The sequence below is a fragment of the Duganella aceris genome (genome assembly GCF_011090165.1).
Classification (GTDB): Bacteria; Pseudomonadota; Gammaproteobacteria; order Burkholderiales; family Burkholderiaceae_D; genus Rugamonas; species Rugamonas aceris.
The window spans coordinates 418,009-431,510 of record NZ_JAADJT010000003.1 but is presented as its reverse complement, the minus strand read 5'-3'; the positions used below and the strand labels follow the sequence as shown (position 1 = coordinate 431,510).

Genomic DNA, 13,502 nt, shown 5'->3' with positions numbered 1-13,502 from the left:
CGATATATTAAGCGAACTTGCGTTTTTCGCCCGCACCAAACAGGTTGCTGTAGCAGCGACCGCACAGGGTAGGATGGTCCGCGTGCGCGCCGACGTCGGCGCGGTAATGCCAGCAACGCTCGCACTTGGCGGCGGCCGACGCGGCCACTTCGACCGCTTCCTCCGCTTCGCTGCCGACTTCGACCACCTTCGCCAGCGAGGTGATGAAGACGAATTTGAGGTCTTCATCCAGGCTGGCCAGCAGCTGGTACTTGTCGCCGGCGGCCTTGATGGTCAGCTCCGCCTGCAACGACGAGCCGATCGCGCCCGAGGTGCGCAGGTCTTCCAGCTGCTTGGTCACGTCGGCCCGCACCGCGCGCAGCGCGGTGTACTTGGCCAGCAGCGCTTCGGCGTCGGCCAGTTGCGGCAGCTGCCACCAGGTCTGCGTGAAGATGGTCTCGTCGCTGGCCTGGTAGGCGTCGGCGCCGGCGAACACCGCCCACGCTTCCTCCGCCGTGAACGACAGCGCCGGCGCCATCAGGCGCAGCAGGCTTTGCGTGATGTGCCACAGCGCGGTCTGCGCCGAACGGCGCGACTGCGAGGTGACCCCGGTGGTGTACAGGCGGTCCTTCAGGATGTCCAGGTAGAAGCCGCCCAGGTCCTCGGAGCAGAAGTTCTGCAGCTTGGAGAAGATCGGCTGGAACTCGTAGCGCAGATAGTGCTCGGCGATCTCCGCCTGCAGCGCCGCCATGTCGGCGATCGCATAGCGGTCGATCTCCAGCAGCTCGGCGACCGGCACCGCGTCCTTGGCCGCGTCGAAGTCCGACAGGTTGGCCAGCAGGAAGCGCAGCGTGTTGCGGATGCGGCGATAGGCTTCGGTCACGCGCTTGAGGATCTCGTCGGAGATCGACAGCTCGCCGGTGTAGTCGGTGGTGGCGACCCACAGGCGCAGCATGTCGGCGCCCAGCTTGTTCCACACGTCCTGCGGCGCGACGGTGTTGCCGACCGATTTGGACATCTTCTTGCCTTCACCGTCGACCACGAAGCCGTGGGTCAGCAGCGCCTTGTACGGCGGGGCGCCGTTCAGCATCGAGGAGGTCAGCAACGAGGAGTGGAACCAGCCGCGGTGCTGGTCCGAACCTTCCAGGTACAGGTCGGCCGGGAACGCGGATTGCTCCTTGTGCGAGCCGCGCAGCACGGTCTGGTGGGTCGAGCCGGAGTCGAACCAGACGTCCAGCGTGTCCTTGTTCTTCTGGTAGATCGCGGCTTCGTCGCCGATCAGGTCTTTCAGGTCCAGCGCCAGCCAGGCGTCGATGCCGCTCTTTTCGATCAGCTGGGCGACCTGCTCCAGCAGCTCGGGCGTGCGCGGATGCAGCTCGCCGGTCTCTTTATGGACCACGAAGGCCATCGGCACGCCCCACTGGCGTTGGCGCGACAGCGTCCAATCCGGACGGTTGGCGATCATGCCGTGCAGGCGCGCCTTGCCCCAGTCGGGGAAGAACTCGGTCTGCTCGATGCCGGCCAGCGCGGCCTGGCGCAGCGTGGCGCCGCCGTCCTTCGGATGCGTGTCCATGCCGGCGAACCATTGCGAGGTGGCGCGGTAGATGATCGGCGTCTTGTGGCGCCAGCAGTGCATGTAGCTGTGGTCGAACATCTTCACTTCGAACAGCGCGCCGGCTTCCTTCAGCGCGGCGCACACCGGCTTCGACGCTTCCCAGATGGTCATGCCGCCGAACAGCGGCAGCGACTCGGCGTACTTGCCGTCGCCCAGCACCGGGGTCAGGATCTGGTCGTCCTTCAGGCCGTGCGCCTTGCACGAGATGAAGTCGTCCAGGCCGTAGGCGGGCGCGGAGTGGACCACGCCGGTGCCGCTGTCGGCGGTCACGTAGTCGGCCAGGTACATCGGCGACAGGCGGTCGTAGAACGGGTCCGAGGCGTGCAGCGGATGGCGGAAGTTGATGCCGCCCAGCGCCGCGCCTTCGCAGGTGGCGATGGTGACGCCTTCCAGCTTGTAGCGCGCCAGGCAGGATTCGACCAGGTCCTGCGCCAGGATCAGCAGCAGCGGCTGGCCGTCACGCTCGGTTTGCACCAGCGCGTATTTCAGTTCCGGATGGACGTTCAGCGCCTGATTGGATGGGATGGTCCATGGCGTGGTGGTCCAGATGACGATGAAGCCGTTCTCGGTCGGCAGCTTGGGTAGATCGAAGGCCTGCGCCAGCTTGTCGAATTCGGCGAACTTGAAGCCGACGTCGATCGCCGGATCGCGCTTGTCCTGGTATTCGACTTCCGCCTCCGCCAGCGCGGACTGACAATCGAAGCACCAGTTGACCGGCTTCAGGCCGCGATACACATAGCCTTTTTCCAGCATCTTGCCGAGGGCGCGCAGTTCGTCGGCCTCGTTCGAGTAGTTCATGGTCAGGTAAGGGTTCTGCCATTCGCCCAGCACGCCGAGGCGGATGAAGTCCTTGCGCTGGCGGTCGACCTGCTCCAGCGCATAGGCGCGGGCCTTGGTCAGCACTTCAGCGGTCGGCAGGTTTTTGCCGTACTGTTTTTCGATCTGGATCTCGATCGGCATGCCGTGGCAATCCCAGCCCGGCACGTAGGGCGCGTCGTAGCCGGCCAGGCCGCGCGATTTGACCACCATGTCCTTCAGGATCTTGTTGACCGCGTGGCCGATGTGGATGTCGCCGTTGGCGTACGGCGGGCCGTCGTGCAGGATGAATTTCGGACGGCCGGCGGCGGCCTTGCGCACGCGCTCGTAGATTTTCTTGTCTTGCCATTCCTTGACCCAGTTCGGCTCGCGCTTGGCCATATCGCCGCGCATCGGGAACGGGGTGTCGGTCATGTTGACCGGGTATTTGCTGACGGGCTTCTTTGCTTTGTTATCGGACATGGTCTTCTTCGGTGATTTATTCGGGTGTTCTGTGTAGCCGGCGCGCGTAGCTTAATCGCGCGGTCAAATTCGGTCGGTTGCGGCGGTGGCGTCGGCGATGCCGAAGTGGGCGCGGGCGATGTCGGCGTCGCGGTGGATGGCGGCGGTCAGCGTCGGCAGGTCGACGTATTTTTCCTCGTCGCGTATCTTGCGCAGGAATTCGACCCGCACCTGTTTGCCGTAGCAGTTCTGCGCGAAGTCGAACACGTGCACCTCCAGCAGCACGCGGCCGCTGTCGTCGACGGTCGGACGCACGCCCAGGCTGGCGACGGCCGGCAGCGGCGTGTCGGCCAGGCCGTGCACCTGCACGATGAAGATGCCGGCCAGCGCCGGGCGGTGCGGCACGCGCAAATTCAGCGTCGGAAAGCCCAGCGTGCGGCCCAGTTTCTGGCCGTGGATCACGTGACCGGAGATGGCATAAGGATGGCCCAGCAACGCCTGGGCGTGGGCGAAGTCGCCCTCGGCCAGCGCGCCGCGCACGGCCGACGAGGAGATGCGGGTCGTGCCGTTCATCACGGTCGGCAGGGTCTCGACGTGGAAGCCATATTTCTTGCCGGCCTCCAGCAGCATGGCGACGTTGCCGGCGCGGCGCGCGCCGTAGCAAAAGTCGTCGCCGACCATCAGCCATTTGACGTGCAGACCTTCGACCAGCACTTTTTCGGTGAATTCCTGCGGCGTCAGCGCCGCGAACGGCGCCGAGAAATGTTCGACGATGACGCGGTCGATGCCGTTGTCGGACAGCGATTGCAGCTTGTCGCGCAGGTTGGCGATGCGCGGCGGCGCCTTCGACAGGTCGCCGGCTTTCTGCGCGAAGAACTCGCGCGGATGCGGTTCGAAGGTCATCACGGCCGCTTCCAGCCCGAGGCCGGTGGCGGCGGTGCGCACGCGGGCCAGCAATGCCTGGTGGCCGAGGTGGACACCGTCAAAGTTGCCGATCGTGAGCGCGCAGGGCGCACGCGCCGCAGCATTGGGTAGACCTCGAAATACCTTCATGGGAATCTGGTAAAAACTATCGCGAAATGTGGATTATACGGGGAATCCCCCTCAGCAGGAAAATCGGTGTCAGTGCCGACATTCGGACACGAGCTCGTGTCCGAATGTCGGCACTGACACCGAATGGGGCGAAAAAAAAGCGCTGCCGGCCGGGGCCGACAGCGCTTTCGTGCATCTCCCGCCGAATTACATCGGGCGGTTGATGTTCAAGGTCCAGTAGCGCGCCAGGTCGGCGGCGCCATCGGTGCCTTTGACCGATTTCAGGGTGGTCAGCGCGGCGGCCTTCTTGCCGGCTTGCGCCTGGGCGATGCCCTGGTGCAGCTTGATCGCCTCAGGATTCTTGCCGGTGCCCAGCTTCACAGCCTGGTCCAGCAGGCCCAGGCCCTTGTCGTTCTTGCCGGCCGAAACCAGCGCGAAGCCCATGTTGGCCAGCGCGTCGGCGTCCTTGTTCTTGACGGCTTCCGCTTCCAGCGCGGCTTGCTTGGCGTCGAACTCGGTCTGGGTCTTGACGGCCAGGTCTTTCAGACGCTGGTGACGGGCGGCGTCGGCGCCGGTGCCCAGCGCGCCTTTTTTGTAGCCCTGGTCGATGATCTTCATCGCTTCAGCCGGGTTCTGCACTTGCAGCGCCAGTTGGCTCATCTCCATGTATTCGGCGGGCTTGGTCAGCAGGCCGTTGACCAGGCGCAGGCGCAGCACGTCCAGCGACAGCGCCGACGAGAAGCCAGGCTTGCCCGACACGCGGTTCAACAGGTCGGCCCAGTAGCTGGTCTTCGGATACGAACCGGCCAGCTTTTCCAGCGTCTGCACGTAGCCGGCCTTGTCGTTCTGCTTCAGCTGGATGTTGGCCAGCATTTGCAGCGACTGCTCGGACGCGCCCTTGGTGCCTTGCAGTTCCTTGGCCGCTTCGGCGTACTTGCCGCTGATGTAGTAGGTCTGGATCAGCAGTTCATGCATCTGGCCGTCGTTGGGATTGTCTTTCAGCGCGCGCTGGATCCAGGTGATGGCTTTTGGATAGTCCTTGGCGCGGTAGTAGATGCCGGCCAGGGCTTGGGTGAATTTGGGTTGTTCGGCAGCGGACAGCTTGCCGGAATTGATCACCGCTTCAAAGGCTTTGGCGGCGGCGTCGTTATCGCCTGCGGCGGCCGCGGCCGATGCGCGGGTGCGCTCGATGATATAGGATTCGTTGGCGGTCTTGCCACCGACCGAGTCGGTTTCGCGCAATTTGGCCAGTGCTTCTTTATTCTTGCCTGCTGCAGCCAGTTTCTGCGCTTCCTGCAATGGTTTGCCGATTTCAGCACGCACCGCTTCAGCCGCGTAAGCGACCGACGAAAGACCAACCATAGGAGCTGCTGCAGTAAAACCAATAGCGGCCATTACCAGGCCGAGATGAGCGAGACGAAACTTGGTCATGGGTGTTTTTCTTTCTTCAAAATGCGAAATAGGCAGGAATGGTCCTGCCTATCGTTGAACATAGAACTGATTATTGGAACTGTTCGTTGCCGACCAGGCCAATCTTGGTCACGCCGAGACGCTGGGCCGAAGCCATCACGCCCGCCACGACTTTATACGACACCAGCTTGTTCGGACGCAGATGCACTTCCGGCTGGTCAGCTTGCGCTGCGACGTCGGTCAGTTTCGCTTCCAGGGAGCCGCGGTCGGGTACGACAGCGTTATCCCACAGAATCGTACCGTCGAAGTCGACGTCAATCGTGATGACCACTGGTTCCTTCGTTGGCGGCGGCGGGGTGCCGACCGGCATGTTCAGGTTGACCGAGTGATTGGCCTTAGGAATCGTAATGATCATCATGATAATCAGCACCAGCATCACGTCGATGAGGGGCGTCATATTCATTTCCATCATTGGTTCCGGGTCCGCGCCACTTGCAGCTGGGGAGCCGACATTCATACTCATGGATGTTTCCTTTTAAGAAGGGCAGGCCCGGACTACAGGCCTGCACAATGCACCGTCGGGGATTAACCCTTATCAGGCGGTTCGGTGATGAAGCCGACCTTCTGAATACCAGCACGCTGGGTAGTGTAAATAACCTTGCCGATGGATTCGTAGCGTGTTTCTTGGTCGCCACGAACATGCACTTCCGGCTGAGGCAACTTCACAGCTTCCACCTTCAGATTGTCGAACAACTCATTCGCGTCGCGCATCTTCCGCTGGTTCCAGTAGATGTCGCCATCTTTGCTTACAACGATGTTGACATCTTCCGGCTTGGTCTGAATAACCTGGTTGGTTTCTTCTGGCAGCTTGATCTTGATCAGCTTCAGAACAACCGGGCTCGTGATCAGGAAGATAATCAGCAGAACCAACATGATGTCCACCAGGGGCGTCGTGTTGATTTCTGACATGACTTGATCTTCGTCTCCGCTATCGGAGCCTACGGACATCGACATGATTAATTATCCAATCTTTTTAGCGCCGGCGGCACGGCCAGCTTCGCTGGTGGACATCGCGCCCGAGATCAGTACCGAGTGCACGTCGGCCGAGAACGAACGGACATCTTCCATTGCCGACTTGTTACGACGCACCAGCCAGTTGTAACCCAGAACCGCTGGCACCGCGACGAACAGACCGAAAGCGGTCATGATCAGCGCTTCACCCACTGGACCTGCGACTTTGTCGATCGATGCGTTACCGGACATGCCGATGGCGATCAGTGCATTGTAAATACCCCAAACGGTACCGAACAGACCGATGAACGGCGAGGTCGAACCCACGGTTGCCAGGAACGACAGGCCGTCTTGCAGACGCGACTGAACTTTATCGACAGCGCGCTGGATCGACATCGTCACCCAGGTCGACAGATCGATTTGTTCCAGCAGGGCGCCGTCGTGATGCACGGTGGCCTTGGTGCCGGTTTCAGCGATGAAGCGGAATGGCGAGCCTTCTTTCAGGGCAGCCGAACCAGCAGCGATCGACGAAGCTTTCCAGAACTTGGCGGTGGCTTCTTTCGATTGCTTGAACACTTTAGCCTGGTCGATCAGCTTGGTGATGATGATGTACCACGAACCCATCGACATGATCGACAGGATGATCAGGGTGCCGCGCGATACGAAACCTGCGTCCCAGACAGCGCTGAAGCCGTATGGATTTTCCACTTCTTCTTTGCCGTGTGCTGCTGGCGCTGCTTCTGCTGCTGGAGCTGCTGGAGCTTCTGCTGCCGGTGCTGCCGCCGCATCCGCTGGAGCGGCTGCTGGTGCCGAAGCGGCTGCCGAGGCTGGCGCGTCAGCGAAAGCTGGGGCGCTTACCAGGGCGGTGGCTGCGGTCACGGAAAACAGCACAGCGGCCAGTACAGCGGACAAACGGGTATTCTTAAACATGCTTCCTCCAAATTGATAAAATAATCAGATCGCTGAATGACAACGAAAATTACTAAGTGAGACGGTCAACTGCCTCGGTTTACTCCAGCGTCCAGACGTATTGCATCTGCTGCCAGCCTTCTTGTGGGACACCGTCAACGGTGGCCGGTTTGAAACGGCACTTACTGATACCGGCGACTGCGGCTTTGTCCAGGTCGCGGAATCCGGAGGATTTCACAACTTTGGATTCGCCGACGCGGCCATCGGCTGCAATCAAGAACGACAGCGTTACCGTGCCGGTTTCTTCGTTACGCAGCGACGACTTCGGCCATTCAGGCTTGGCGCAAGTGCCGAAGTCAACCACTGCTGCAGTCCGCACACCGGTCTTTGCCGGACCAGGTGGGGCTGCTGGCGGCGCCGGAGGCGCTTTCTGCAGTTCGGTCGTCGCAGGCTTCACGTTGGTCGCATTCGCGATCACGTTTTGCGGTGGCGGCGGTTGCTGCACATTCACCTCGACTGGCGGGATGAACGGCGGTGGTGGCGCTTTCATCTCTGGCGGCGGTGGTGGCGGTGGGAGCTCTTTCGGGGGAGGAGGTTTGACTTCCTCGATGATCTTGGTTTCAACCGGGGCAATCATCTTGCTGACCAGCCGCGTTCCCAAGCCCGTGATGATCCCATAAGCAACCAGGACGTGCAACAAAACGACAATGGTAATGCCTGTAAAGTTCTTCCCGGTGCTTTTCTCGTTGTGCGTGAAATTCATGCCTGCTTTCTCCAATACCAACTCTTTTTGTTGCTACTAAACCCCAAAATGGCGACACAAAACAACAGCCGCATCCGGGACGTCGGCGAATTATACATACGAATTCTTGATTTTACATAGAATTTTCATCCCTAAAACCGGTTAAATTTCATAGGGTTTTCCTATATGGTAGCGCTCTCTTTGCACCGTTCTGGTTCAATATGCAAGAACCTGCGGCGCAAGTTTGTGCGCGGACGCACCATGACGTTACTTAGTTTTCCCTTAAGGACAAAAACGGAATTTTATCAATGTAATTTTACTACACGCAATTGATAATTTGGCCGTGAATGTTTCTTTCATGAAATTCTTGCGAGGCGCGCTATACAAGTAGGGCAAGAAAAAAGTTGACTTCCCTCTGGCATCGTGCATCTCGTAAAAAAACCGGGGTCAGAGCACCGCCCCTGATCCCGGTTTAGTCCTTGCAAGAGCCATGCCTGCTTTACTGCGCTCTCCACAAAAGCCTTATATATATGTCGGGTCAGCCTCCGCGCCCCCGTTTCTCGCGCTTCACCTCCATCGAGCTGACCACCTCGCCGTTCGGGCCGACCGTTTCGAGGTGGACATCGAAGCCCCATAATCGTGCAACGTGCTTCAGCACCTCGCCGGCCTGCTGGTTCAGCGGGCGGCGCTGGAACTGGGTGTGGCGCAAGGTCAGCGCGCGGTCGTCACGGGTGTTGACCGACCACACCTGGATGTTGGGTTCACGGTTACCAAGATTATATTGTTCCGCCAGTTGCTGGCGCACGTAACGGTAACCCAGGTCGTCGTGGATGGCCGAGATCGCCAACTTCTCGTTGTTGTCGTCGTCCAGCACGGCGAAGAAGTGGAACTCGCGGATCAGCTTGGGCGACAGGTACTGGGCGATGAAGCTCTCGTCCTTGAAGTTGCGCATCGCGAAATCCAGCGTCTTGCGCCAGTCGCTGCCGGCGATGTCGGGGAACCATTCGCGGTCCTCCTGGGTCGGATGCTCGCAGATGCGGCGGATGTCGGTCATCATCGCGAAGCCCAGCGCGTATGGATTGATGCCGCTGTAGTAGGGGCTGTTGACCGGCGGCTGATAGACCACGTTGGTATGGCTCTTGAGGAACTCCATCATGAAGCCGTCGCCGATCACGCCCTCGTCGTACAACTGGTTGAGGATGGTGTAGTGCCAGAACGTGGCCCAGCCCTCGTTCATCACCTGGGTCTGGCGCTGCGGATAGAAATACTGCGAAATCTTGCGCACGATGCGCACCATCTCGCGCTGCCACGGTTCCAGCAGCGGCGCATACTTCTCGATGAAGTACAGCAGGTTTTCCTCCGGCTCGGGCGGGAAGCGCGGCGTGGCCTTCTGCGCCTCTTCCTCCTCGCGCCGCGGCAGCGTGCGCCACAGGTCGTTGATCTGCGACTGCACGTAGGCTTCGCGCTCCTTCTGCCGCGCCCGCTCCTCCATCATCGACAGCTTGGCCGGCCGCTTGTAGCGGTCGACGCCGTAGTTCTGGATCGCGTGGCAGGAATCGAGCAGCAGCTCGACCGCGTCGATGCCGTGGCGCTGCTCGCATTCGGCGATGTAGTTCTTGGCGAACACCATGTAGTCGACGATGGCCTCGGCGTCGGTCCAGGTGCGGAACAGATAGTTCCCCTTGAAGAAGGAGTTGTGGCCGTAGGCCGCGTGCGCGATCACCAGCGCCTGCATGGTCAGGCTGTTTTCCTCCATCAGGTAGGCGATGCAGGGATCGGAGTTGATCACGATCTCGTAGGCCAGGCCCATCTGGCCGCGCTTGTAGCCCTTCTCGGTCGACAGGAAGTGCTTGCCGAACGACCAGTGGTTGTACGACACCGGCATGCCGACCGAGGTGTAGGCGTCCATCATCTGTTCGGCGGTGATGATCTCCAGCTGGTTGGGGTAGGTGTCCAGCCCGAAGTTCTCGGCCACGCGGCGGATCTCCTGGTGGGCTTGTTCGATCAGCTCGAAGGTCCACTCGGACTGTTCGGGCAGGGCGCGCGGATGGCGCGGCTTGAGGGGCGGCACATGCGTCATGTCGTTCATAATATTCGCTGCCTATTTCGGCTGTTTCTTGAACAGTTCACGGAACACCGGATAGATATCGGCCGGCGTGACTATTTTCTGCATGGCGAAATGCTGGTGATGGTCCGGCACCTGCGAATACTGCTCCCACAGGTTTTGCGGCGGGCCGTCGGTGATTTCGACATAGGTGTAGTACTGCACCTTGGGCATGATGGTGTTGGTCAGCAGCTGGCGGCACAGCACCGAGTCGTTGTCCCAGTTGTCGCCGTCGGACGCCTGCGCCACGTAGCTGTTCCAGCTGCCGGCGCCGTAGCGCTCGTCGATGATCTTGTCCAGCAGGTGCAGCGCGGACGACACCACCGTGCCGCCCGATTCGCGCGAGTGGAAGAATTCCTGCTCGTCGACCTCGGCCGCCGCCGTGTGGTGGCGGATGAACACCACCTCGATCTTGTCGTAGACCCGCTTCAGGAACAGGTACAACAGGATGAAGAAGCGCTTGGCGGTGTCCTTGCGGGTTTCGTCCATCGAGCCGGAAACGTCCATGATGCAGAACATCACCGCCTGCGTCATCGGCTTGGGCACCTTGACCCGGTTGGAGTAGCGCAGGTCGAACGGATCGATGAAGGGGATGGCGAGCAGCCGCGTGTGCAAATGGTGGATCAGCTTTTTCAGTTCCACCACGCGCGGCGCGTCGAGCGGCGCGCCTTCCAGCAGCAGCTCCTCCAGCTCGCGCTCGGCCTCGATGACGCGCTTGCGCGAACTGCCGCCGACGGCGATGCGCCGGCCCAGCGCGCCGCGCAGCGAGCGCAGCACGTGGATGTTGGATGGTGTGCCGGACATGTTGTAGCCGGCGCGCTGGTTCTTGAATTCCGTGGTCGCGGTCAACTGCGTCTTGATCATGTGCGGCAGTTCAAGATCTTCGAAGAAATAGTTCATGAATTCTTCGCGCGACAGCTCGAAGATGAAATCGTCCTCGGTCATCTGGTCGCTGTTGCCGGCCTTGCCGCGCCCGCTGCCGCCGCCGCCCTTGGGTCGGTTGATCAGGTCGCCTTTCTGATATTCCTGGTTGCCGGGGTTGATGGTTTCCCACACGCCGCCGTGGGCGTGGCCGAAAGAGGGTTCGCCCACGTCCTTGACGGGGATGGAGACTTTTTCGCCGTTTTCAATATCGGTGATGGAGCGGCCTTTGATGGCACGTCCCACCGCGTCCTTGATCTGGGCCTTGTAGCGGCGCAAGAAGCGTTCGCGGTTGACCGCGGATTTGTTCTTGCCCTGCAAACGTCGGTCGATGAGGTAAGTCAAAAGATGCCTCCTGCTGCTATTGGTCGGCGCCGCGCCGCCCCGTCCTTGGGTGCCGGGGCGGCGCGCGACTGCTTAAGACGACTTCCTCACCCGCAGATACCACTCGCACAACAGCCGGACCTGCTTGGCCGTATAGCCTTTTTCCACCATGCGCGCGACGAAGTCGGCGTGCTTGTTGGCGTCTTCGGCGCTGGCCTTGGCGTTGAATGAAATCACCGGCAACAGTTCCTCGGTATTCGAGAACATCTTTTTCTCGATCACCGTGCGGAACTTTTCATAACTGGTCCACGCGGGATTCTTCCCACCGTTATTAGCGCGCGCCCGCAGTCCGAAGTTGACAATCTCGTTGCGGAAATCCTTGGGATTCGAAATACCGGCCGGCTTCTCGATTTTTTCCAGTTCGTTGTTCAGCGATTCGCGGTCGAAGCTTTCGCCGGTGTCGGGATCACGATATTCCTGATCCTGGATCCAGAAATCGGCAAAGGTCACGTAGCGGTCGAAAATATTCTGGCCGTACTCGGAATACGATTCCAGGTAGGCGGTCTGGATTTCCTTGCCGATGAATTCGACGTATTTCTGCGCCAGATGCTCCTTGATGTACGAGAAATACTTTTGCTCGGTCTCCGGCGGGAACTGCTCGCGCTCGACCTGCTGCTCCAGCACGTACAGCAGGTGCACCGGATTGGCCGCGACTTCGCTGTTGTCGAAGTTGAACACCTTGGACAGGATCTTGAACGCGAAGCGCGTCGACAGCCCGTTCATGCCCTCGTCGACGCCGGCGTAGTCGACGTACTCGTGCATCGACTTGGCCTTGGGATCGGTGTCCTTCAGGTTTTCGCCGTCGTAGACCAGCATCTTGCTGAAGATGCTGGAGTTTTCCGGATCCTTCAGCCGCGACAGGATGGCGAACTGCGCCATCATCTTCAGCGTGCCGGGCGCGCACGGCGCCTGGTACAGCGAGGAATTGGCCACCAGCTTGTCGTAGATCTTGATCTCGTCGGTGACGCGCAGGCAGTACGGCACCTTGACGATGTAGATCCGGTCGAGGAACGCTTCGTTGTTGCGGTTGTTGCGGAAGGTCTTCCACTCGGACTCGTTCGAGTGCGCCAGGATGATGCCGTCGAACGGAATCGCGCCGAAGCCTTCGGTGCCCTTGTAGTTGCCTTCCTGGGTCGCGGTCAGCAGCGGATGCAGCACCTTGATCGGCGCCTTGAACATCTCGACGAATTCCATCAAGCCCTGGTTGGCCAGGCACAGGCCGCCCGAGTAGCTGTAGGCGTCCGGATCGTCCTGCGAATAATCCTCCAGCTTGCGGATGTCGACCTTGCCCACCAGCGACGAGATGTCCTGGTTGTTTTCGTCGCCCGGTTCGGTCTTGGAGATCGCCACCTGTTTCAGCACCGACGGGTAGCGCTTGACCACGCGGAACTGGTTGATGTCGCCGTTGAACTCGTGCAGCCGCTTGACCGCCCACGGGCTGGGGATGTTGCGCAGGTAGCGGCGCGGGATGCCGTAATCTTCCTCCAGCAGCACGCCGTCCTCTTCCTCGTTGAACAGGCCGAGCGGCGATTCGTTGACCGGCGAACCCTTGAGGCAATAGAAGGGCACATGCTCCATCAGCGACTTGAGCTTTTCCGCGATCGACGACTTGCCGCCGCCGACGGGACCCAGCAGGTACAGGATCTGCTTGCGTTCCTCCAGCCCCTGCGCGGCGTGGCGGAAGTAGGACACCACTTGCTCGATCACCTCCTCGGTGCCGTAGAACTCGCGGAACGCCGGATATATCTTGATGACCTTGTTGGCAAAGATGCGGGACAGCCGGGTATCGTTGCGGGTGTCGACCAGGGTCGGCTCGCCGATGGCGGCCAACATGCGCTCGGGGGCGCTGGCATACGTGAGTCGATCTTTTTTGCAGAGGTCGAGATATTCCTTCATGGACATCTCTTCTTCCTTGGTCCGTTCGTACCGTGCGGCGTAGTTGTCAAAAATGGTCATTTGAATGTCCTTTGATGAATAAACCTGCTAGTCACGGGTCACCGGCAGTTCGCCTGCCCTGGCCCTGGTTCGTATAAGTCCTCTCAGTATTATTTTTCTTATCGCCAGCTTCCTTTTGGCGGCACGGATTGCCCGTGCCTATGAGCTGGCTTTATCGCCGGTTGGCGGCTTTTATGTGTTGG

Annotated in this window: 10 protein-coding genes; all 10 read right to left on the bottom strand. The window is 60.4% G+C overall.

What is annotated here, in order from left to right:
• Positions 1-7: 7 nt before the first annotated feature.
• Positions 8-2,872: an isoleucine--tRNA ligase gene (ileS, locus tag GW587_RS09130; protein WP_166101333.1), complete on the bottom strand. Its 2,865-nt coding sequence runs from the start codon at positions 2,870-2,872 to the stop codon at positions 8-10.
• 63 nt (positions 2,873-2,935) lie between these two features.
• Positions 2,936-3,904 carry a bifunctional riboflavin kinase/FAD synthetase gene (locus GW587_RS09125; protein WP_166101330.1) on the bottom strand — a complete coding sequence of 323 codons (969 nt, stop codon included), beginning with the start codon at positions 3,902-3,904 and terminating at the stop codon, positions 2,936-2,938.
• Positions 3,905-4,090: 186 nt separating this feature from the next.
• A complete protein-coding gene (locus GW587_RS09120) occupies positions 4,091-5,278 on the bottom strand; it encodes a tetratricopeptide repeat protein (protein ID WP_166101652.1) in 1,188 nt (395 codons plus the stop codon).
• Between the two features lie 106 nt (positions 5,279-5,384).
• Complete coding sequence (locus GW587_RS09115) at positions 5,385-5,816, bottom strand: ExbD/TolR family protein (RefSeq protein ID WP_207393399.1); 432 nt, start codon at positions 5,814-5,816, stop codon at positions 5,385-5,387.
• 62 nt (positions 5,817-5,878) lie between these two features.
• Complete coding sequence (locus tag GW587_RS09110; RefSeq protein WP_166101327.1) at positions 5,879-6,307, bottom strand: ExbD/TolR family protein; 429 nt, start codon at positions 6,305-6,307, stop codon at positions 5,879-5,881.
• Between the two features lie 6 nt (positions 6,308-6,313).
• Positions 6,314-7,234 (bottom strand): MotA/TolQ/ExbB proton channel family protein, encoded by a 921-nt coding sequence (locus GW587_RS09105; RefSeq protein ID WP_207393398.1) that lies wholly within the window; start codon positions 7,232-7,234, stop codon positions 6,314-6,316.
• 79 nt (positions 7,235-7,313) lie between these two features.
• The gene (locus GW587_RS09100; RefSeq protein ID WP_166101325.1) at positions 7,314-7,976 is read right to left on the bottom strand and encodes an energy transducer TonB; all 663 of its coding nucleotides are present in this window, start codon (positions 7,974-7,976) and stop codon (positions 7,314-7,316) included.
• Positions 7,977-8,493: 517 nt separating this feature from the next.
• The gene (locus GW587_RS09095) at positions 8,494-10,044 is read right to left on the bottom strand and encodes a SpoVR family protein (RefSeq protein ID WP_166101322.1); all 1,551 of its coding nucleotides are present in this window, start codon (positions 10,042-10,044) and stop codon (positions 8,494-8,496) included.
• A gap of 12 nt (positions 10,045-10,056) precedes the next feature.
• Positions 10,057-11,325 (bottom strand): YeaH/YhbH family protein, encoded by a 1,269-nt coding sequence (locus GW587_RS09090; protein ID WP_166101319.1) that lies wholly within the window; start codon positions 11,323-11,325, stop codon positions 10,057-10,059.
• A 72-nt stretch (positions 11,326-11,397) separates the two neighbouring features.
• Positions 11,398-13,320, bottom strand: coding sequence for a PrkA family serine protein kinase (locus tag GW587_RS09085; protein WP_166101316.1), 1,923 nt, complete (start codon positions 13,318-13,320; stop codon positions 11,398-11,400).
• Between the last annotated feature and the right edge of the window lie 182 nt (positions 13,321-13,502).

Bases quoted from the DNA above. Each gene is read 5' to 3' on its own strand.
- GW587_RS09085 (WP_166101316.1), bottom strand. From the start codon at position 13,320: ATGACCATTTTTGACAACTACGCCGCACGGTACGAACGGACCAAGGAA.
- GW587_RS09105 (WP_207393398.1), bottom strand. From the start codon at position 7,234: ATGTTTAAGAATACCCGTTTGTCCGCTGTACTGGCCGCTGTGCTGTTT.
- ileS (WP_166101333.1), bottom strand. From the start codon at position 2,872: ATGTCCGATAACAAAGCAAAGAAGCCCGTCAGCAAATACCCGGTCAAC.
- GW587_RS09115 (WP_207393399.1), bottom strand. From the start codon at position 5,816: ATGAGTATGAATGTCGGCTCCCCAGCTGCAAGTGGCGCGGACCCGGAA.
- GW587_RS09110 (WP_166101327.1), bottom strand. From the start codon at position 6,307: ATGTCGATGTCCGTAGGCTCCGATAGCGGAGACGAAGATCAAGTCATG.
- GW587_RS09125 (WP_166101330.1), bottom strand. From the start codon at position 3,904: ATGAAGGTATTTCGAGGTCTACCCAATGCTGCGGCGCGTGCGCCCTGC.
- GW587_RS09120 (WP_166101652.1), bottom strand. From the start codon at position 5,278: ATGGCCGCTATTGGTTTTACTGCAGCAGCTCCTATGGTTGGTCTTTCG.
- GW587_RS09095 (WP_166101322.1), bottom strand. From the start codon at position 10,044: ATGAACGACATGACGCATGTGCCGCCCCTCAAGCCGCGCCATCCGCGC.
- GW587_RS09100 (WP_166101325.1), bottom strand. From the start codon at position 7,976: ATGAATTTCACGCACAACGAGAAAAGCACCGGGAAGAACTTTACAGGC.